Origin of the sequence: Imperialibacter sp. EC-SDR9 (assembly GCF_902498805.1) — a bacterium.
GTDB lineage: Bacteria > Bacteroidota > Bacteroidia > Cytophagales > Cyclobacteriaceae > Imperialibacter.
On sequence record NZ_LR701583.1, the window covers coordinates 96,199 to 118,025 of the forward strand.

Annotated in this window: 10 protein-coding genes; 3 read left to right on the forward strand and 7 right to left on the reverse strand. The window is 46.4% G+C overall.

Features of this window, described 5'->3' with window-relative positions:
* Positions 1 to 28: 28 nt before the first annotated feature.
* Together GC130_RS12560 and GC130_RS12565 are read left to right on the forward strand one after the other, a co-directional pair.
* Positions 29 to 1,315 (forward strand): citrate synthase, encoded by a 1,287-nt coding sequence (locus tag GC130_RS12560; RefSeq protein WP_151998667.1) that lies wholly within the window; start codon positions 29 to 31, stop codon positions 1,313 to 1,315.
* 97 nt (positions 1,316 to 1,412) lie between these two features.
* Positions 1,413 to 1,823 carry a response regulator gene (locus tag GC130_RS12565; protein ID WP_151998668.1) on the forward strand — a complete coding sequence of 137 codons (411 nt, stop codon included), beginning with the start codon at positions 1,413 to 1,415 and terminating at the stop codon, positions 1,821 to 1,823.
* Here the strand turns inward: GC130_RS12565 and GC130_RS12570 are convergent.
* Together GC130_RS12570 and GC130_RS12575 are read right to left on the reverse strand one after the other, a co-directional pair.
* Positions 1,820 to 2,329 carry a rhomboid family intramembrane serine protease gene (locus tag GC130_RS12570; RefSeq protein ID WP_226940456.1) on the reverse strand — a complete coding sequence of 170 codons (510 nt, stop codon included), beginning with the start codon at positions 2,327 to 2,329 and terminating at the stop codon, positions 1,820 to 1,822. The two genes, GC130_RS12565 and GC130_RS12570, sit on opposite strands and share 4 nt — an antisense overlap.
* A gap of 94 nt (positions 2,330 to 2,423) precedes the next feature.
* Positions 2,424 to 2,891 (reverse strand): hypothetical protein, encoded by a 468-nt coding sequence (locus GC130_RS12575; RefSeq protein ID WP_151998670.1) that lies wholly within the window; start codon positions 2,889 to 2,891, stop codon positions 2,424 to 2,426.
* Between the two features lie 157 nt (positions 2,892 to 3,048).
* Here GC130_RS12575 and GC130_RS12580 point away from each other — a divergent pair, with 157 nt between their 5' ends.
* A complete protein-coding gene (locus GC130_RS12580) occupies positions 3,049 to 3,396 on the forward strand; it encodes an Hpt domain-containing protein (protein WP_151998671.1) in 348 nt (115 codons plus the stop codon).
* A 75-nt stretch (positions 3,397 to 3,471) separates the two neighbouring features.
* Here the strand turns inward: GC130_RS12580 and GC130_RS12585 are convergent, their stop codons facing one another.
* The 5 genes from GC130_RS12585 to GC130_RS12605 form a co-directional block, all read right to left on the reverse strand.
* Positions 3,472 to 14,484, reverse strand: coding sequence for a T9SS type A sorting domain-containing protein (locus GC130_RS12585; RefSeq protein ID WP_151998672.1), 11,013 nt, complete (start codon positions 14,482 to 14,484; stop codon positions 3,472 to 3,474).
* A 66-nt stretch (positions 14,485 to 14,550) separates the two neighbouring features.
* On the reverse strand, positions 14,551 to 15,963 hold the full coding sequence (locus tag GC130_RS12590) for a hypothetical protein (RefSeq protein WP_151998673.1): 1,413 nt from the start codon (positions 15,961 to 15,963) through the stop codon (positions 14,551 to 14,553).
* Positions 15,960 to 17,132, reverse strand: coding sequence for an outer membrane beta-barrel protein (locus GC130_RS12595; protein ID WP_193217845.1), 1,173 nt, complete (start codon positions 17,130 to 17,132; stop codon positions 15,960 to 15,962). Before GC130_RS12595 ends, GC130_RS12590 begins: the two co-directional genes overlap by 4 nt.
* 1 nt (position 17,133) lies before the next feature.
* Positions 17,134 to 20,304: a WD40 repeat domain-containing protein gene (locus GC130_RS12600; RefSeq protein WP_151998675.1), complete on the reverse strand. Its 3,171-nt coding sequence runs from the start codon at positions 20,302 to 20,304 to the stop codon at positions 17,134 to 17,136.
* Between the two features lie 3 nt (positions 20,305 to 20,307).
* Positions 20,308 to 21,804 carry a DUF4062 domain-containing protein gene (locus tag GC130_RS12605; protein ID WP_151998676.1) on the reverse strand — a complete coding sequence of 499 codons (1,497 nt, stop codon included), beginning with the start codon at positions 21,802 to 21,804 and terminating at the stop codon, positions 20,308 to 20,310.
* Between the last annotated feature and the right edge of the window lie 23 nt (positions 21,805 to 21,827).

Sequence of the window (21,827 nt, forward strand, 5' to 3'; positions counted from 1 at the left end):
TTAGTATCATATAAATTTATTCGAATCAATGTCTAAAGTTGCTGAAATACATTACGACGGCCAGGTTTACGAAATGCCTGTGATTGAGGGTTCAGAAAATGAAAAAGCAATCGACATTAGTAGCCTCAGAGCAAAAAGCGGGCTGATCACCATTGATCAAGGCTTCAAAAACACGGGCTCTACTACGTCAGCCATCACCTTTCTCGATGGAGAGTTGGGCATTCTCAGGTACCGGGGCTACCCAATAGAGGATCTCGCTGAAAAATCGACTTTCCTTGAGGTGGCGTACCTGCTTATTTACGGAGAGCTACCGAAAAAAGAAACCTTCGACAGTTTCAAAAAAGACATCACGCACCATACACTTGTGCATGAGGACATCAAGAAAATACTGGAAGGGTTTCCAAGCAATGCCCACCCAATGGGCGTACTTTCTTCATTGGTTTGTTCGCTTACCGCTTTTTACCCTGAATCTCTCGACCCAAACAGGTCGTGGGACAAAGTGAATCTTGGTATTATCAGGCTGATCGCCAAAATGCCCACTTTTGCTGCCTGGGCATACAAGAACGAAATGGGGCATCCGGTCATTTATCCTGACAATAACCTCGACTACTGCGGCAACTTTCTGAAGATGATGTTTGCTCTTCCTGCCGATCAGTACGAAGCTGACCCTGTTGTTGCCAGCGCTTTGGACAAACTGCTCATCCTCCATGCGGATCATGAACAAAACTGTTCAACGTCAACTGTACGAATTGTAGGCTCATCTCAGGCAAGCCTTTACTCTTCAGTATCTGCAGGTATCAATGCGCTGTGGGGCCCGCTCCATGGTGGTGCCAATCAGGCGGTTATCGAAATGCTGGAAGCTATTAAAGAAGATGGTGGCAACAGCAAAAAGTGGTTGGAAAAAGCGAAAGACAAAGATGACCCTTTCCGTTTGATGGGATTTGGCCACAGAGTATACAAGAACTTTGATCCAAGGGCGAAGATTATCAAGAAAGCTGCTGACGATGTTCTGGCGAAAATGGGTGTGAATGACCCGGTGCTCGATATAGCCAAAGAGTTGGAAGAAGCTGCATTGAAAGACCCTTATTTCGTAGAAAGAAAGCTTTACCCTAACGTAGATTTCTACAGCGGCATTATTTACAGGGCCATTGGCATACCTACGGAAATGTTCACTGTCATGTTTGCACTGGGAAGGCTTCCGGGTTGGATTGCTCAGTGGAAGGAAATGAGAGCCAACAGTGAACCGATCGGCAGACCAAGGCAAGTATATGTGGGAGAGGTGGAAAGAAACTACGTCCCAATTAGTAAGAGATAAGATCGTTTTTATTGAAAATAACTTAGCCCTGTCTTGCGATAGGGCTTTTTTTTAGCCAATTTGATCAGGACACTGAGCCTGTAATAATCGACCCGGGATGGCAGCTAAGAAATTTCATGTTTTCATTGTAGACGATGATCCATCTTTTCGTTTCATAACAAAAAAATTGTGTGAGAAGGAGCCTTCGATTGGTCTGATAGAGGACTTTGAAGATATTTATGATGCCCTAAGGCAAATCATGCTCCACAAGAAAAGTGCCGAGAATCTGCCGGACGTAATCCTTCTTGATTTGAATTTTCCGACATTAAACGGCTGGGAGTTTCTGGAAGGCTTCGTAGATCTTCAGGTATCTCTTGCTAAAAAAATACCTGTGTTTGTCATCAGCTCGTCACTACTGAACTCCGACAGGGCAAGAGCAAAGGAAATTGATATTGTAAAGGGCTTTTTTTCTAAGCCAATCACCCTTGAGCAGGTCACGTCGATCATGCAGTCGCTTACCCCACTCTAGGACGAGGAAACTGATCTTACTTTCGACAACGTAAACGCCGTTGTCACACCTACAATGGCACCCATCAAGTGTGACTCCCAACTCACCCCCGGCTGCGAAGGGAAAATCCCATAGATGATGCTGCCATACAGCACCACCACTACAATAGAAATGAACAATGATTGGAAATCCTTCCGAAAAATACCAAACGAAATGAGGAAAAAAGCCAACCCGTATATCAATCCACTGGCACCAACATGGTAGAAAGGCCTGCCAAACAACCATACAAATATCCCCGTGAAAAGATAACACTGGAGAAATACCCTGGTGGCAATCTTGTCATAGAAATAGTAAAGGGCTCCACCCAAAAAAAGTAAAGGGAGTGTATTGGATGTGATGTGCATCCAGCTACCGTGGATCATAGGGCCGGTAAGTATGCCGATCAATCCGTGGAGTGTCCTTGGATAAATGCCAAGAAAGCCAAGATCAATAGACACGTAGTTTTCCACAGCAAAGAAAGCCCACATTAAGAAGACAAGCCTGAGGGGGGGAAGAATGTACTTTCCGTTAAGCATGAAAAAACCCAGGGACTGCCTGGGCTGTTTATTGTCAAATAGGTTTTTACTTCTTTGCCGGGTCGTTGATCATCGTCAACTCCATCAATTTGGCCTCCTCATAACTAACCGACAAATATCCCAGAATGCCGCCAGAGGATTCAGCAATCTTCTTGGCAATATCCTTCAGACTGGCATAAAATTCAGTAGAAAAGGTTTTGTTTAGCTTTGGCAAAATGAGGTTCAACTTTTTCAGTTCTCTGTTGATGGCCGGCCCTCTCTCGGATGCGTTGTGAGGCAGCTCCTCTATCATGGTCATGAAATCGTTTTCAAACCTCTCCCCTACTGCCTTATAGTAGCCTAGCAGCGACTCCCTTGCTTTCTGCTGTTTCACCTTAGCCAGCTGAATTGCCTTTTGAATCTCTGACTTATCAATATTATCGTCTGCGCCCGCAATCAGCACCGATACATAGGCAGGTGCCTTTAGCAAAATTTCTACTTCGTCGTCACGAAGTTTCTCAAATTCAGGTATCATTAGATATCGTTTGTTGAAATGAATGTCTTATGCGAAAATATCAAAATTTGCGTTACTGAAAACGATGAGTCATCACTTTTACTAACAAACATTTAAACCTCACTATATTTCTAATGTTTTACTTAAATTTAAAGACTTGGAAAGCTAAAAAGAAAATATGGCCAACATAATAGATTTATCTTATTTGGAAAAAGTTTGTGAAGGAGATACTGAATTCATGAAAGAAATGATTGAGGCATTTATCGAGACTATCCCAGAGAATTTGACTGAAATGCAAAACGCTCACAATGCCGCCGACTGGCCTCTGCTGGCACGAATAGTTCATAAAATGAAGCCCTCCATCGCATTTATGGGCATAGAGGAGCTAAAAGCTAATGTACTTGAGCTGGAAACGCTTGCCAAAGAGGGGAAAAAGCCTGCCGAAATAAAGACACTTGTTGCCAAAGTGGATAGCACCACCACTCAGGCGATTGCTGAATTGAGTGAGCTGCTAAAGACATTCTAGCAACCCTATTGTATGTAAGCAAAAAAAGGCTGTGCTTCATGGAAGCACAGCCTTTTTTGCTGGATCGCCAACGGATCAATGAATAATCAACAGCTTCTTAGGTTCGAACCTGGCATTCTCGTTGCTGATGATCACAAAGTACATGCCACTGGGCACGGACCTTGTGTCGAATGTTGCCGCTTCACTCCCCTTCTGGACCCTTCCGTTCGAAATGGTAGCTCCCGCCTGATCAATCAGCCTCCATTCAAAGTCGTTGTTTAGTTGACTATCAAACCTGACACCAACTTCTGTATTGGCCGGGTTCGGGTAAAGGGCGTAGGATGAGGCTATTTCGCCGGGAAGGTCTACGCCGGTTTCTGTAGCCTGCTTGCCTTTAATGTCCAGAGACGCAGCTTGATAAATCAACTTAGTGTCGTTGCTCTGAATAAACGCCACCACTTTCAAATGATCGGGGTCCTTTACAAGCTTCCCACTAATTTCCCAGGTGTAAGGGAAGGTTAGCACTGTTTCCGTGCTTAGCCCGGCAAACCCACTGATGATCTCGCCATTACCATTGGGTAGTAACTTACGCATAACACTTTGGTATGGTTTGCCCTGAAACTCAAGAGAATCTTCTACGATGGCTACATACAAGCGATGCTCACCACTTGAAGGTACAGTTCCATTTGTAGAAGCCTTTCTGCTTACCTTAACATTGAACGACAGCTCAGTATCACCGGCACTTAGCTGTTCGATGGATATGCCTGCCAGAGGATCCCGAAGCGACGACCTGGATAACTCCAGTTCACGAAAAGGTCTTCCACTGGCACCTGCCGCCCGATAAGTTTCTTCCGACACGTTGCCAGAGAGAATTGAAGTGGGCACATCTGTAATACCATAGAAAAGAACCCTTGACCCGGCATCGGCCTTGTTGAGCTGGTTAAACGGATCACTGCCCTCCCCTCCTTTGAATTCGGTATGATAAGCTATCGGGATAATATCATTATTGTTGTTAGTAAGAACCGCAAGTTCCTTTTGAAGTTGTGTGTCAACCTCATTGCTCAACGAGTTAGTTGTTGAGCTAAATTTCTCAAGCAGCACCTGTTTGGTTCGGTTGCCTATCCAGAAGTTATCAAATGCAAAGCCCTCGTCGGTTGGATCTTCTGAGGCGTTGGACGCAAACGCAAACCGAAAAATAACTTGCTTTTTGTCACCGGGAATCAGATCCAGTTTCTGTCGGGCCGATGCGTAGGTAAAGTCCACCTGACCGGTCTTCAGGCTCGTTCCAGCCCAGCCTACTCTGCTGCTTGAGGTACTGAAAAAATCCTGGCTTCCCGGATCAGAAGAGATGCCGTCGATTGTATACCAATTTTCTCCAGTTGACTGATCTTCGAGTGGTTCGTAACTTCCAAGCACCTTCCAGGTATCTCCATTGTCGACAGAGTATTGAAATACAACGCCGTCCTTCCTGGCCTCTGTTAGAAACATCCTGTCGAAGCTCACCATTGGGCGTGTAAGTGCTGAGAGATCAAAAGCAGGTGACATCACCCAGGCGGTTTGATTGATTTGATAGAGGCCTCCGGCTTTTGTAAACATCGCCCTCTCCCCAACACTGGCTGAGTTGAGATTTTGTCCGCCGCTGGTACCTGTCTCCCAATCATTGGGACGGACGGCTTTTGAAAACTTATCCTCAGTAGGCGTAAACAGAAATGTATTATCTACCCACCAGCCATCAGTGCCAGCCTCAAAGCTGTGCGGAGTGAAATTTTCGCCGACACTAACAAGGGGTAAAATGTGAACCACCCTCTCGGTAGCAGCAACACACTCGTTCACAGAAACCATTGTCAACCTCACAGTGTAATCGCCCTCTCCAGGGAAAGTAAAGCCTCCGTACTCAGCGTCAAAATAGGCCCGAGCAAAATCATTGCTATTCTGGGTATCAGGGTTGCTGCTCCTCTCCATGATTAAAATGTCCCCGCTAGCGGTTACCCACTCAAGCTTCATGTATTTCAAAAACTGATCGGGCAATATTCGGTTGTCAAACGAGAAAATAGTCGGGCTACCGGCTACGACATGCCTCCAGGCAATATAGGGGTCGGGCGAACTACCGATATTTCTAACTACCTCTACCGAATTAACAGTACCATTAACACCAGTAACTTTCGCCTTGAAGATATAGTTACCAGGCGTAGGTTTTTCAGTATAAATGAAATTAGTTCCTGTACCTATAACAGTTTCCACAGCATTGGCGGCATCTCCCTTAATCGTCCATTCTACTGAGCTAATACCACCTAAAGCTTCTGCGTTGGGAACATTGGCTGTTAAATCAATATCAAACGATGAACATCCACCAGTCACAACTAAATCAACCTGAGGAATGGGCTGCACAGTAACTGTTTTTGTGACCTCATTGTAGCAGCCATTTGTACCAGAAGATCCGTAGGTTATCGGATAGCTGGTGTTAGCTCCATACAAATCTTCGCCTCTCGCAACCAACGGAGCAAATACTGCTGTGGTGAGACTTGTAGTAGTGGTACCAGTGCCGGTAAATGTACCATTGCTCTGATTGCCGGTAAACCGGATAACCTGACTTTCCGACACATCTACTAACAGGTTACTGTTTTCTTCATCAAAAGAAATTGTGCTGGAAAAATCAACCACTGTCAAAGGCTTCACCCGAACCACCCTTTGGAGAGAGTCGATACAACCATTGGCATTTGTCAATGTGTACGTAATCGTAAACTCTGGATTTTCCGCAGCAGGCAACTCTTGTGGATCCGTGAGCCCCACTGCCAACAGAGGATCAAAAATGGCAGTTCCATCGCCATTGTCTGTAATACCGGTTCCCTTAAAGGTGCCGGCCAGCGTTCCCGCCAAAGAACCAACAAGGTTAAATGTTCCATTATCTACGCAAATGGCATAGGTACCTGGCACAGGTGTGTTATCATCATCATCAAAGGTCATTGTGACCGTTGGAAGTGCGTTGATGATGACCTGTACCTCGGTAGCGGCACTACGGCAGCCTTCGCCGGTTACCTCAGAGGTGACATAGAATCGATAAGTGTCCGGTGTCTCCGAGTCAAAAACCGGATTTAGGTTTGGTACGAGATTGTTATTGTCAGCAGTTGTCGTTGTTAAGAGGTTATTCAGTACCTGATCACTATACCACCTATAAGTGAAATCAGAATTTGGGTTATCTATCTGGATATTGCCTATATCTTCACCTATGCAATAGGTGTAAACATTGTTCTCACCGTTATTTCCAATCACAAGAGGAGTTGACGCTGTTGGCACATGGAAATATTTAAAAGTTTCCGTCTCACTCTCGCAGCCGGTAAACGCTCCGTCCAGATCAAATCCATTTGTCTGTGTAACCGTGAACAACCATGGTTCCTGCCTGGCATAGTATTTTGGGGTAATACCGTCTGCTTGAAGTTCGTCGGGAGTAAAGCTATTAATCTCCGAAACCAGCAAACCATCTTCATTCCATATTCGGACACGTGACCCCGGAAATCTGTTTGATATGCTAAAAGTGGGGAAGTTATTCTCGTTTTCACACTTCGAATAAATAGGGTCGCTATCATCAGAAACATTGCTCATGGTAGGTTCCAGCGGCACTGGGACTATAGTAATCGTTATTGTCCTGGAACTGCTTTCACATCCTTCGTAGGAAATCGTTCCATCAATATTACTTGTTCTCGTTGCCTGGAAAGTATAAACTTTGTTCTTGTTGAGATCTGTTATCGGTTTAGTTATTCCCAAATTTGCGGCAGAGGCAGAAGTAGACCCGACCGCACCTTCATAGACGAAGCTAGAAATACCAGTAAGTTCATCAACGAGGTACCAGCGATAGCGCTCACTTGGGCTTACCTGAGTCAATTGAAAATCTGGAATTGGATCAGTATCGTTACAATAAAAGTAGTTGTTGATCCCACTCAGGGTGGTAGGTGGATTTGGCTTGCTGTACAACGTTACTTTCACAGCTATAGGAGGAGTTTCGCAACCTGCCCAATTTCCATCATTCCTAATGTCGGTTGTTTGTGTTACTAGAAAATACCTGGAAGAAGATCCTCCGTTAGGCGGAGCAGTAGCACCAACAAGAAACAAGTCACTAGCTGTAGCGGTTTTCTGCTCTGGATCGGTTGACGAGCCGGAGATAAATATTGGTGTGGTAAGACTCTTAACTATATTCCCACCTACCTCTGCTGCCAGGAACCAGTTATATTTTGTTTTTGCGTCAGCAGACGAGTAGCTATTTTGAACAACAAACTCGACATCAGATGTAACCTCATCGGTGCAATATTTAAACTCAAATACATCCGTTCCTCCTATATCTACTGCGGGTAGGGCACCGTGATTCACATTGCTGGCTATTACTGGCTGAGAATAGTCGGGATAAACTGTAATTTCAATAAGCGTCGCAGGGCCCTCACAACCATCAAACTCTGTTTCATCATTCTCACCTTCTGTCCTGGTTAGCCAAACTCTGTGAGTTCCAGGATCATTTTTATTGAAATCCTTTGCTGCCAACTGTGCACTTGTAATACTATTAGCCTTTGCAACAAACTTGTCTGTTGCGTCAAATTCGCCATTCTCATCGTTGTCAAAATACCAGGTGTACAACACTCCCGTTGCTGCCGTCGCTGTAAGGTTTTCGACATCATCACCCTGGCAGGTATAATAGCTTGTCTTCAACGACGCCCCCAACGCAATAGCGGGTGACAACGGCGTTGCTGTCACATCCACTACAATCTTTCTGGGAGTCGACACACAGCCACTTGCAAAATTTCCTTCCCCCATATAGCTGGTCTGCTCAACGAAGAATATATATTCTTTTGGTGTTAGGTCGCCTGGAGTTAGACCGCCTGGTTCCAAAGGCAAAATTAGCTCTTCGGCAGTAGCGGTTACGCCTTTCGCTGAAGCAATAGCGATGGGCGAGCCATAGTTGATATTGCCGGAACCATCTGCGTTATACCATGTGAAGAAAGTCCCAGCGGGATATCCTGTATCCAAAGTAGAATTATCAAGCGTGATACCACTAATAGCTGCGTCCTTCTGACAATACTCAAACCGATACTCCCCGCTAGCTACAAGCGTTTCATCTTCAATAACTGGTGCCTGTGGCCGGTAAAATACATTGATGGTCAACACTCGCTCGGGCCCCTCACAGTCTTGGTAAGTTTGAGTGACATAAATCTTGGTTGGTTTTCTTGGAGACCCACTAGTGACTGAACCCGAAATATTTGCCAAGCCCATTATACTTGGAGTGACCACCCCAGTGGTGTTTTGTGCCAATAACGGGCCTCTTACACCTGCGTTATCCTGATAGAAGGAATAGGTTACTGTGGAGGTAAAGGTGGAAGTAAAAGAAAAATTACTTACTGTCTCATCATTACAAAAGTTGTAAGTGTATTCACCAGAAGCCAGATTTGAAATACCAGGCACTTTGTTAACTCTAAAAACTGCAGATGCTTCTAAAGATTCGCAGCTACCCTGTGGGTGAGGATCCTCCGACCCTGGTGCTTTTAAATATAGCCTATACGTAGTGGTATTACTTGTCACTCCGATAGTGCCATCACTGGCCAGTTGGTCTATTACAATTTCCGTCGCTTCTGAACCAGGAGGAAAGGTAAAGGTTTTTGAAATTCCTCTCGTAACGTTTTCGACTCTATAAGATGCCCACTCGGTCAGACTAGCTAAGCCACTGAAACTTCCGTTGTTGATTAGCACATCGAAATCATATTTTTCTCCGGGCTCCAAACAGTAAGTATTACCAATTAGGTTTTGAATCGCTAAGGTAGGTTGTGAGTATATATTAATTGTCTCTGAGTCGTATCGATAAACCGGGGAGTAAGTTGCTAAACCCGTTTCATACCAGTAATTCCTGTAAACCCTGAAACCACCAGCTCCATATTCCTTATTATAGTATGAAATGTCTATCGACCAGGACGATGAAGGCGCTGTATAAATAACGCCATTCCAGGAAGCAGCAGTGCCTGTTAAACCAGCATTATCCTCAACACCATTTGGGGTAACCACTGTGTACCGACTAAATTTCACACCGTACCCAACCAGGTCAGTATCGTAATACGTAAAAACCGGATCTATATCATTAGCGCAATATTCAAGCGCAATGTTATTACTGCCATCCACATCGTTATTTTCTGCAAAAACTGATACATAGGCGTTGACGTTCATCTGCCTTGTATAATCAGCTGTGACTCCAGTCACCGTGTTTGTCATAGTATATTTGATATTATGCAATCCCTGGCCAGCCAGCAAAGGGGTAAATTTTGTCGTGACTTGGCCCCCACTGGTTGTCTGGGTTCCCAGACCAGGCCCGGTGAATACCCCCGTGTGATTAGCAGGTGCATACCCTTTTAGGGTCACTGGGTTATCATCATTTTCCGTAAAATTGGTCGTATAAGGATCTTGATATAACCTAATGTGCTTTAAGCTTACCTTGGTCGGCAGACTCTTGCAACCAGAGGCCGCATCAGTTTGAATAACCCAGTAGGTAGCTATTCCCGCTGAGGATGGATCCGGATAGTCATTGTAAGGGTCCCCGCCATCAGCCAAACCCCACTGAGTAAAGGAGGGGTTCGTGAGACCGTCTAAAGCACCTCCTTGGCCGGGAACCGTTAAATTAGCATCGGCAAACCATTCTAACGAATTATTATTGGAAGTAAAGTTTATTGGGTTCGGGCTGTAATAATATGGGTTATCATAGTCGACTGAATTGTAGGTATATGACTCGGTGAAATAATTAAACTCGGTGGGCGAAGCAACAGGTGCGTCAGGTTTTACACTGCCCACATCACCCAGGTCCGTGCCCACGTCTAATCCAAGTATGCTGGCAGCACCTCCAAGATTAAGTACATCAGCGGTGGCGGTGGCGGTGGCCAAATTCGTGCCCACTTGCACGTTTGCTATCGTGATATCGTTTAGTTGACCAAGGCTACCGGCGCTGGCAGTGTACGTAACACGAAGCACATTGTTGGCCGGGAAGCTCACAGAGCCTGTAACCGGGTTGCCGCCACCTTGAGTATCTGAAAATGTCGGTATCACCGCAGTATTGAAAACAAACCCATTGGGCAATTGAACGCTGAACACCTTACTCGTGCCCTGCTGAATGTCACCGTCTTGTGTTTCAGTAATGGCAAAAGACCCTGTTCGATACCCCCCGTCTACACATATTTGAGTAAGGTCTAAAGCTGTGATATTAACCCCGTTTGAAATCAGGAGTTCGTTATCGGTAAGGTCGGCCGAACTGTTTGATTCGGCGTCGAGGCCGGTTACGTTAACACTGAAGGTTCCAAGAGGCAGGGTAGTCGGCACGTTCAGGGACCAGCTACCACCTGAAAGCGTAACAGCACCTCCTGATACATAGGGGCCATAAGGGCCGCCCGGGCCATCGATAGTAATGCTAACAGATGCAGCACCGGTAGCAAGACCTTCCAAAAGAGGGGTTTGGTCTATCGTAATCAGAGAATACACTGTAAGTGCAGGCCCCTGACTGTCAACTGTCACATTAAGCGTCGAATTAGTTGTGGAGTTAAGGTTAACGCTTGCGTCGGTCGCCGTGATTGGTATATTTCTTATCCCATTGTTTAAGAACTTGGCAGGAATGGGCAATTGGTAAGTATAAACACCCGTAGCTCCTACTTCTGTCATAGGTTGAGTTGCAGACAATGAAAGAAGGAGGTTGGTCAAATCAGCTGTGACGGTCAGCCCAGACTCTCCTAAGTCTGCTGAAATTGTGATGAGCTCATCGGAGCTGAAGATGCCCGCCGATCCTACGACATTACTTCCTGTTGCCACCGGATTTGGTGAGAAAACAGGAGCAGCCTCATCAGCGAGATAAAATGTGAACTGGTTGGCGGCTATGTCCAACATAAATTTGGTGGGATCCGCTTTGGCGCTTATCTGGGAGTTGTTCCTGACCTTTAATGTATATGTTTCCTTTCCTGTAGGAGTACCAACTATATCATTCAAATAGAGCCTGAATGACGGCCCCGAGTAGTTGTCATTATTACCAAAGATACTTTTTGGGCTTTGGTTCCTGGCCCACTGGATATCTGCATCATCATTGTCATTGATCACAACGCCTGTTCCATTGTCATTGTAAATCAAACAGAGCTCATCTTCATCGCAAAGCGAGCTGCCATTGGTATAGTCATCCCTTTTTATTTGGCCATTATTCGAATTGGCGATGTGTACAACTCTATCGCTGGTACCGTCTCTGTAAACTTCTTCAGAAAAGGTAATTGTTACATACGAGTTGTCAGGCTGAGGGACTGCGCTAATAATCCTTATGAGGTTGCTAACATCAATCAAATTTAAGTTCTGGTTACCCGTATTCCCTACTAACGTATTATCGCTGCCGTCTTTGACATTGGTACCATTCACTGCAACACTTACCGTCTCAGCTCCGGTGACGTCAAGCACGGTTGGGGTCGCTGTAAGGATAAACCGAATGATGGCACTACCGGTCGCAGTTAAGTCCTGATCCAGATCGTCTTGCAGAGTTGAACCAATAGAAATAGTAGCTCCACCGTTTGGCGCAGTAGCGGTGGTGAAGTCAGCCTTCGCCAAAGTGCCGCCGCCCTGCTTCACAACAACTTCTGAAAAAACTACCTCAAAATAGGCGTTTGCTGATTGTACAGAAGAGGAAACAATGTAAGGTGCAGCCCCATCTGAGGCACCAACAGTCGCTGCAATGGCTGCAACAGCATTTAAATCTGTCACCTGAGAAGCGACGATATCCACATCTGGGGTAACTCCAGTATCCGGAGAGCCACCAGTATTGAGTGTCAAAGTTACCTCATTGGCAGCCGATACTGCCGCAGATAAAATGGTATAACCTGCAACGGAGAAATCATCGGATCCACCGTCTACATCAATAGAACCGGCAGCAATGTCCTCTGAAAAAGTAATGACGATTTGGTCAATATAACCATCGGGCGTGTTGTCTTTGGTTACAGCCGAGACAACCGTTGGTGCCACCCCATCTGCTACCGTTCGATCTGCTATCGCTGCTATGCCATTGGTCAATGCCCCGACATCCTTCACGGCATCAACAGCTATGTCCAGATCGGTAGAAGTGAAATCTGTTCCGCTCAACGTATTCACCGTCAGATCAACCTGGCTAGTTCCAAAAACCACTGCGCTGGTCACTGTGAAGTCACCTCCGCTTGAAGAAAAATCGCCTCCACCCGCTGTCGTTACTGTAATTTGTTCGGAAAACGTCACCCTGATATTGGTCAGGCTGGTTGTTTGGGCACTTACAAAAGTTGGAGCGATGCCGTCATCAACCGTCTGACCCAATGCAGTCGCATTGCCTATCGTGCCAGCACTTACGTCTTTTACAGCGTCGACTGCTATATTCAAATCTGTGGAGCTAAAAGCACCATCGGCTATCCCGGCTACAGTTAAATCTACCAGTGCACCCCCTGCTGAGGTTGCCGCTGACACTGTAAAATCTCCTGACGTAAATTCTGTACCCGCCGGGGTTGATACAGTGACATCTTCCGAAAAAGTAAGCCTGATGTTGGTCAAACTCGTCGTTTGCGCACTTAACAACACAGGAGCCGCACCGTCGGTGATTATCTGATCCGGTGTAGAGGCAATTGGATTAGCCCCCCCGTCTTCAACCGCTCCGGCTGATATGTCTAAATCTATCGATGTAAAATCTGTTCCGCTTAACGGATCAACTGTCAGGTCAACCTCTGTAGCACTAAAAGAAGCAGCGCCTGTTATCGTCACACCACCTATCGCAAAGTCGGCTCCTGAGGCAGTTACAACCGTCACAGCCTCCGAAAACGTCACCCTGATATTGGTCAGGCTGGTTGTTTGGGCACTTACAAAAGTTGGAGCGATGCCGTCATCAACCGTCTGACCCAATGCAGTCGCATTGCCTATCGTGCCAGCACTTACGTCTTTTACAGCGTCGACTGCTATATTCAAATCTGTGGAGCTAAAAGCACCATCGGCTATCCCGGCTACATTTAAATCTACCAGTGCACCCCCTGCTGAGGTTGCCGCTGACACTGTAAAATCTCCTGACGTAAATTCTGTACCCGCCGGGGTTGATACAGTGACATCTTCCGAAAAAGTAAGCCTGATGTTGGTCAAACTCGTCGTTTGCGCACTTAACAACACAGGAGCCGCACCGTCGGTGATTATCTGATCCGGTGTAGAGGCAATTGGATTAGCCCCCCCGTCTTCAACCGCTCCGGCTGATATGTCTAAATCTATCGATGTAAAATCTGTTCCGCTTAACGGATCAACTGTCAGGTCAACCTCTGTAGCACTAAAAGAAGCAGCGCCTGTTATCGTCACACCACCTATCGCAAAGTCGGCTCCTGAGGCAGTTACAACCGTCACAGCCTCCGAAAACGTCACCCTGATATTGGTCAGGCTGGTTGTTTGGGCACTTACAAAAGTTGGAGCGATGCCGTCATCAACCGTCTGACCCAATGCAGTCGCATTGCCTATCGTGCCAGCACTTACGTCTTTTACAGCGTCGACTGCTATATTCAAATCTGTGGAGCTAAAAGCACCATCGGCTATCCCGGCTACATTTAAATCTACCAGTGCACCCCCTGCTGAGGTTGCCGCTGACACTGTAAAATCTCCTGACGTAAATTCTGTACCCGCCGGGGTTGATACAGTGACATCTTCCGAAAAAGTAAGCCTGATATTGGTCAAACTCGTCGTTTGCGCACTTAACAACACAGGAGCCGCACCGTCGTCAACGGCCAATTCGTCCTGAAGCACACTGGCACCGCCAGCATCAGTGACGGCACCCGCTGCCAGTGACATTCCTCCCGGCCCCGCCGGTAACGAAAAATCGGTACCAAATGGGTCACAAGTTAAAAGCGCTTTCGTATCGTCTCCCGGATCAACAATGGCTGCGGTAATATTGACACCGGGAATAGTGAATAATCCGGTAGCCCCTATTGCTGTCAAACTGGTGTTGAAGGTTATTTCTACTTGCGTTGCGCTAATCGTACTGGCACTATTGTAGGTCGGTTGGGCATATGCTCCAACGCTAAAAAACATTCCAGCTAAAAAAATCAGGCCAATGTGTCGATATATATTTCTCATAGTAATGAGGATTGATCAATCTATAAAAATAAACAAAAAGTGAAATTAAATGCGGGAATTATACAATTATTTCCCAAGTACACCGTTTTTATTGGTTTTTATTAAACCAATGACTGTCTGCGGGTTGTTATCAATTTCTATAGTTGTTAGCATGACAAACTTACCGTCCGGGAGTTGAACAATGGCATTGGCTTGGTCATTGCCACTTCCTCCATACCTGTGCCCCAGGTAACCGGCTTCACCAAAATTGCTGGTCTCGCCACCAAAATCATCAGTTCTCATGAGAAGTAACTGCGATCCATTAGCTCCGCCTTCATCCGTTTCTGCTGTAGTAGCCGCATATACGAATCTACCACCAAGTGTTCTATAAAAATCAGCCACCTGAACCCCAACCGGTACATCTATTTGGCTTGAGAGCTGAATCTCACCACTAGTAATTCTCATCAAAAAAGGTGTCAAATTTTGCATCGTAAGTGACAACCTGTTCCCTGCTAAAAAAATATCAGCGTCTGACAACTTAAGCATCCTGACCACCTTTTCATTAACATCCGCATTTCCCGATTGCGTAAATCGAATACTTTCGTTGCTTACTGGGCCCTGTACCGGAATTGTTGCAGTAGCTGCATTGAACAATGACCGATTGTTTCCTTTGGTATGTCCGGCGATGACTACCTGGCTGCCATTTTGAATGCTAACAACAGCAACCCCCTCATCATCAGAGGCTGTCCCCTCGGTCTTTGCCCACACGGTATTGAGGTCTGTATCAAGCTTGACAAGGAAAAAATCACTTAAGTCCTGCACCTGATCATCTCTGAGTGGAACGTTTTCGGTTGAACCAACAGCGAAATATCCATCGGCTATTTCTACTATATCAGCCCCTTTTTGGCTAAGCGATAATGTATCAAATAACCCGCTTGACCCTATCTCAACTGTTTTATAATTGCTACCAAACACCCGGACATCTGAAACACGGTCATAGTTTCCGTTGGCATCCAACCTCACTATCAGCATCGCAGATTGTTGAAAACTATTCGTACTTTTATTTTCATATATACTGCCATAGGTGATCCACCCAATAAGCAAGTATCCCCCATTTGCAGTCTTCTTTATTCGAACCGGGGTACACGTCACTTTCCCCGTGGACGAAAAATAAGGCAATAATGGGAGAAAGTCTGCCGTAGGAAAACGCCTGATGCCATTTGGTAAGAGATTACCACCCTTATCTGCAAAAAGCACAACCCACTCCGTGTTTCCAGTTTGCTCTGTCAGCAAATAGCTGTCACTTGAACCGAAAATCGCATAGTTTTCCACTTCCGACCCTTGCAGGTTCACGACAAAGTCTGCTCCCTTATCAATACCCTCACCGCCAAAATATTTAACAAAAACCTCGTCTGGGGCTAAAGAGTTGGGGTCTTCAGGTGTGCATCCTGCTAAACCACCTACTACCGCAAAGCACATCGCTCTTAATATCCTCTTCATTTAAGTCTCTTCTCTTTTAGTTTCTGTGGATTGTAGATCGATAGCTGAAATCCACCTACAACTGTGACGCCATCGAGTGTGAAATCATTGTCGACCAACCCGATGTTAAAAATACTCTCCTGCTTGTTTCCATCCGCTGTGATTTCCGACGGAAATCTATTATCACCGTTGACGATGTTCATCATGCCGTGGTTGTACCTGGCCTCTACAAAAAAGAAATGTGTCTTTCTTCGGATTTTTACGCCTAATCCGGCAAAACCATAGTAAGTCAATGCTTTTCTTCGTTCATCCGCTACCAGGTTGGGATCAGGGAGTGTAGCCGACGCCTTCACCCCATCACGCTCTGACTGATTCGCTCTTCTTGTTGAGGTCTGCTTGGCATTGACCAGGTAATCAAAACTCATCCCAGCAAAAACGTACGGATTGAATGTTCTCTCTCCATCTCCATAATAGGTGTATTTTACAAAAACAGGAGCTTCCAATACAGCGTAGTTCTCTGAGTACGTAGCCAGGTTACCCAAACCTTGCGCAACAGTCAGTGGGTCAGATGCGTCGCTGGCGGCCTTGCCGTATATTACCTCGCTTTCTGCCGAAAATGTCTTCAACACATAGCCTAAGCCCAGGCCCACATCGAAGCCGGGATATACCTCTTTCTCGATCTGGGCAAACCCATTGAATTGTATGCCGGGCGTATAAACCGACTGATCATCTTCTGACCAAAGAGAGTAACTTGTTATCAACCTATAGGAACTCCGGTTCAACCCAATACTGCCACTCACCCTAAAAATAGGTTTATATCTGAATTTCTCCTTGTGCAAAATGATTTCCTGCGGATCCAAAGAAGGATCCAGCTTATGTTCTGGGTCTGCCTTTAACAGTTCAATCATCCAAATATCGGCATTGGCCAGATCGTCCTGGTAGAGGTAAGTCTCTGTCATTATCTCAAGCGCCCTTATCGTCTCTTCTTTAGAAAAGCCTCCACCTTTAATACAAGGCATTAGTAAAGTTGGAATACCAGGAAGGTCGCCGATATCGAACATTGCTTGCGCCCGATCCAAATTTTGAGTACAAACAACGCTCTGCGCAAATGCCCCTCTGGAAGTCAGAACAATGAAAACGCTAAACAAAGCGATTACCAGTAACACATTTCTCTTTGTATCCTTCATCATTTTATTGTTCAGCCCCGCTTGGATAATCCGGACAGGTAATTTCGTAATCGATGTCGCTGCCAACATATTGGTTCCATTCTGTTTGGTCAAGGTTCCGGTCAATTTCGTTGCACAATCCAGCAGCAATCATGTCGGGTTTGGTGGGCCACACCCTCAGGAACTTGTCATTGCTCGCCGAAGCCAAATAATGACCATCGGGAGAAAATGAAACAGCGTTGACATAGTCGCCGTGGTCATTCAAAATCGTAGGCAATCCGAAAATGTCGTTAAGCACCCAAAGCTTTGCCGTTTTGTCCCAACCTGATGATGCCAGCAGGGTGGTAAGCCCATTGAATTCAAGATCCGAGACTGTACTTTCATGGCCATTTAACTCCGCCAGAGGCGTCTTTGCAACGATATCCTGAATGACGATTCTGCCGGATTGATCGCCATAAGCCAGAAACTGTCCGTTTCGGCTGAAGGCCACCGAGGTGATTGGAACATTGTCGGCATTGACAATTGTGGCCTGTAGGTTATTATTAGCCATGCTGTATAAGTATACGTTGCCATCAGTCCCTCCTGCCGCAAGTGTTTTTCCATCGTCACTGATTGCCAGCTTTTTGACTGGCTGATCAAGGGTCGCAATCGAAGAAAAAGAGGAGAAATTGCTTCTTTGAATTTTCCCATCGGTTCCTGCTGACACAAACCCACTCGCATCTGGCAGGAAGACCAAATCATACACCGTGCCCCCATGGGCGTCAAGTAAGTTGGGAGCGGCAGGGTTGGACAGGTCAATTAGTTGTATATGGTCTTCATTGCCAACCGCCAGGTACTTTTCATCCGGGCTAACGGCCACAACCCTGTTTACGCTTGAGTTTGGAGCTGGTAACATGTCAACCCCTTCTCTGGCGTTGTTGGCTATGTTCCACTTTAGCACTCTTCCATCAGACCCGGCTGTGTACATACTTTGACCGTCTTTACTGTAAACTACCGACTTAACACCACCAGTATGTCCCTTCCATTTTACCACGTCCGCCCCGTTCTCCGTTGTCCATGCGTTGTAGAGACCCTGATAAATATCACCGTTGTACGGCTTGTTACTATATTCTCTAAAAAAGTTGAATGCCTGCATGGCAATTAGCGTCTTTCGGGTGGTATCCTTCACCTGAGCAGTTTTGATCGCCATGGACTGCGCAACGGCCTGGTAACGAAGGTCTTCAGCGTTTTTTCTCGCTTCGTCCGCTTGTACTCTGGCAGCCGTGGCAAGGTCTTTTTGCTCGTTGGCAATTGTTGCTTGCTTTACGGCTTCCTCCTGTGCAATCACTGCATCCTTTCTGGCAGCCTCAGCCTGTAATGTAGCAGCCTCAGCATTTCTTCTTTGTTGATCTGCTTCGTTTTTTTGTTCAATCGCCTCGGTAGTGGCTAGCTCGGCCTTTTCCCGTTGATCGTTGGCTTCTTTCGCAGATTCCACTGCCAATCCCCGTTGCTTTTCAGCATCGGCCTGGGCAATTTTTGCATTTTCAGCCTCGGTAACAGCAAGTGCCTCTTGCTTGGTCGCCTCAGCCGCCAAAATAAACGCATAAATCATCATGAAAATACACACAAGCGCAGCACCAGCCAGCACAAGTGCAAAGATCCTGGACCGGCGTATCTGCCTCTTCTGGAGAAGCTCTTTGTTTCTTTGCTCGGTTTCGTAGGCACGCTTGCTCGTTTCAAGAAAAACAATCGTACGCTCATAAGCTGTGTTATACCTTTGACCCCACACCAGCGTAGGTCTGTTTTCCTCCTGCCAGTTGAGGGCCAGTTGCAAATCGGGCATTTTCCAAAGACCGGCCCGCCCTTCCTGATACCTTCCCGCCGACTCCGATAGCTTGAGGTACATTTCAGCCGACCTGCTTTCTTCATCCAGCCACGACTTCAGCCTGGTCCAGATGCGCATCAAGCTTTCGTGAGAAATGTCAATTACAGTCTCAGATTCTAGCTGTTTGCCATGAGGTGGCATCAGCAAAGACCTGCCTGGTTCACGGAATTTATCGACCACCCGGTACACCTCGTCCTCGGTTACGCCAGCAATGGACGCAATGACGCTCAGCTTGGTAGGCCTTCTAATGCCCTGATTTTCTGATCCCCGTTCGGTGAGTGCCTTGAACATGGTCTCGCATATCTGCTTCTCCCTTTTGGAGAGCATGTCGTAGGCCTCGTTGGCATGCTGCGACAGCGCCTCTTTCAGCGTACCAATAGCATTATAATGCCGGATGTCCATTGACTCGGCTTCCTTGTGATTATCAGCCCAGAATGACCAGGTTCGCATCAGGGAGTGCTGAAGGATGGGTAGCTGATCGGGGTTGTCTCCCACGTCGTTTAACAGCTGTTGTACCAAACGAGGTGCGATGGTACCTCCACCTACCGCCACCGGGCCTTCAATCGCCAGTCTCTTCTGATCCCTGGTCATTTGCGGGATGAGGTAGTGGCTGTCGTTGATCATTTGTGTGAGCTCCGGAAAAACTGCGCACTCACCTATGAAGTCGGACCGCATGGTGATGGTGACATAAATAGGCTCATCGAACTGATGAACTGCTTCCATCAGCAAGTTCACGAATGCAGAAGACTCGTCCTGAGACGAAGTCATACTTTCTGTCTTCTTATAGCGAAAGAGTTCTTCAAACTGATCGACAAGGATCAGGATGTTCTCATCTTCCGATTTTTTTAGTTGCTTAACCGCCTCAACTAGTCCGAGAGAACTACTCCTGAGCACTGTAGCGGTAATCGTCTTCCTTATCAGCCGTTCCTCTTCTTCCAGCCCTGCGTATTCATCGTCTTTTTCCACCAGCGACTCTGCCAGGTTGTCGATCGGCCCCCCGCCCGGTCGCAACACCACAATTTTCCAGTTGGAGCCTGCCTGTGTCATGAATCCCCCGTAGAGCGTTGGAATCAGTCCACAATACATCAACGACGACTTACCACTTCCCGATGATCCCAACACTGCCGAGAACCTGTTCTCTGCCAGCTTTACAAGGACTTCATCACTCTGGCCCTCACGGCCAAAGAAAAGATGGGATTCTTCCACACCGAATGGCCTAAGGCCAGGGAATGGATTGAACAAGGTAGTGGTGCTACCTCTTGAAATAGTGCCAGACGAAACCTGATCAGGTCTTCCGTCGGACTCGTTGGGGTCAAGGTTGCTAGCGCTCATAATTTACTTTTCAATTTTCTCCAGGAATGGTTTTAAAGAATCGGCTTTGAATTCGCCGTTACCAGTTAAAATCAGGGTGCCTTCTTCTTTAAACTCCTCAGCCTTCACTTTGGCCTCCCCTGCCACATAAATTGCTTTTGCCTTTAAGGGCTTAATTCTGCCAAACCCGGGTGCTTTCAAAAGATCCTGAAGCTTGGCTTTTATCCAGTGATGATTGGCTTTTCCGAAATAAATCAGCGAAGCATCACAGCGTCTCAAGTTTTCCTGATGCAGGTATCGCAAATCGATCAGGTCACCATCAAAAAGGGACGTCATCACCTCGCATCCTTTGGCAGTCAGCGCTTTAGCAATGGGCTGAGCCGCCTCGGCGTCAGATTTATCACAAATCAGGTAGATCATTTTCCCGCCTTTGCTCTCTTCCTCCTCCCTTGCGTAATGATCCCTTGTTTTGAACCTTCCGCCGGTAAGCAGTTCCTCCCTTACAATGGATTTAAGCTCTTGCAGTGTAATTTGAAGAACCTCGGCTTCTTCCACTGCAGCGGCATCAGACTTTAAGTCCTCAATAAAAATCTTTTGCCTCTCCGACACATTAACCATGTCGGGTGAAAGCCAAATCAATCTTGAAAAAGGCTCTCTATTGGCACTTTTACTATTGTGCTCGATTACCTTCAGCACATATTCCGAGGCTATCTTATTCTGCATATCTACGATCGACAGATCAGAGCCCTTCGGCTTATAACCATAGTCCTCCCCAATCAGGTGAATGGATAAACGGCACTTTTCCAAATCCGCCTTTACCATTGCCTCCAGCAGTTTGGCTTCCTTCGGGAGAGACTGTTCAGGCAGCACCCTGTAACCATGGCGCAACAATTCCCTTTTGATAATGTCTCGTTGAATCAGAATATCTACACCTGTGCTAGCCAGGTAAACTGTGCGTTCTTTCGGAACCGTATCTTTTGCAATCTTCTTTGTGGATCCAATTTTTTCGAGGATCTGGTAAATATCGTACGACATATCTACCAATTTCAGCCAGTAACTTCTCTCCGCTTCCGAGCCAAAATACCGGGTGTATTCCTGCGCCTCACCAGTCATTGGATCGATCTGAAACAGGTCGTACGGTAAAATTTCCTCGTAATTGGGAAGGACACTGTCAATCTCGACCGGGTGTTTCAACACCTTGAACATCCTTGACTTCCCCGCAAGACTTAGGTTCTTTTCAGCAGTGGCCTTATCGCCAAAGTGTGTAATGCCTTTTATCAGTTTGGCGTCTGCCTTGAAGTTGTTTGACAGTATGGCAATCAAAACAGCTGCCTTTTCGATTTCCTCCGGGTGCTGCTGATTTTCGTCAACCATTCTCACATGAGGCTCCTCCTTCATTATTTGTGTAAGAAGTGTGGTGAGGAACTTACAAAAGCTCGTCACCCAGCCTCTGTCGCCCGCTATCCTTGGATGGTTATCTTCTGAGGAAAAACTAATTAAAATTTCTTTTCCAACTGCCATTTTTTTCAGGTCAAAATCTCATA

Coding starts and splice junctions, on each gene's coding strand:
- GC130_RS12560 (WP_151998667.1), top strand. CDS start 29: ATGTCTAAAGTTGCTGAAATACATTACGACGGCCAGGTTTACGAAATG.
- GC130_RS12565 (WP_151998668.1), top strand. CDS start 1,413: ATGGCAGCTAAGAAATTTCATGTTTTCATTGTAGACGATGATCCATCT.
- GC130_RS12570 (WP_226940456.1), bottom strand. CDS start 2,329: ATGTGGGCTTTCTTTGCTGTGGAAAACTACGTGTCTATTGATCTTGGC.
- GC130_RS12575 (WP_151998670.1), bottom strand. CDS start 2,891: ATGATACCTGAATTTGAGAAACTTCGTGACGACGAAGTAGAAATTTTG.
- GC130_RS12580 (WP_151998671.1), top strand. CDS start 3,049: ATGGCCAACATAATAGATTTATCTTATTTGGAAAAAGTTTGTGAAGGA.
- GC130_RS12585 (WP_151998672.1), bottom strand. CDS start 14,484: ATGAGAAATATATATCGACACATTGGCCTGATTTTTTTAGCTGGAATG.
- GC130_RS12590 (WP_151998673.1), bottom strand. CDS start 15,963: ATGAAGAGGATATTAAGAGCGATGTGCTTTGCGGTAGTAGGTGGTTTA.
- GC130_RS12595 (WP_193217845.1), bottom strand. CDS start 17,132: ATGATGAAGGATACAAAGAGAAATGTGTTACTGGTAATCGCTTTGTTT.
- GC130_RS12600 (WP_151998675.1), bottom strand. CDS start 20,304: ATGAGCGCTAGCAACCTTGACCCCAACGAGTCCGACGGAAGACCTGAT.
- GC130_RS12605 (WP_151998676.1), bottom strand. CDS start 21,804: ATGGCAGTTGGAAAAGAAATTTTAATTAGTTTTTCCTCAGAAGATAAC.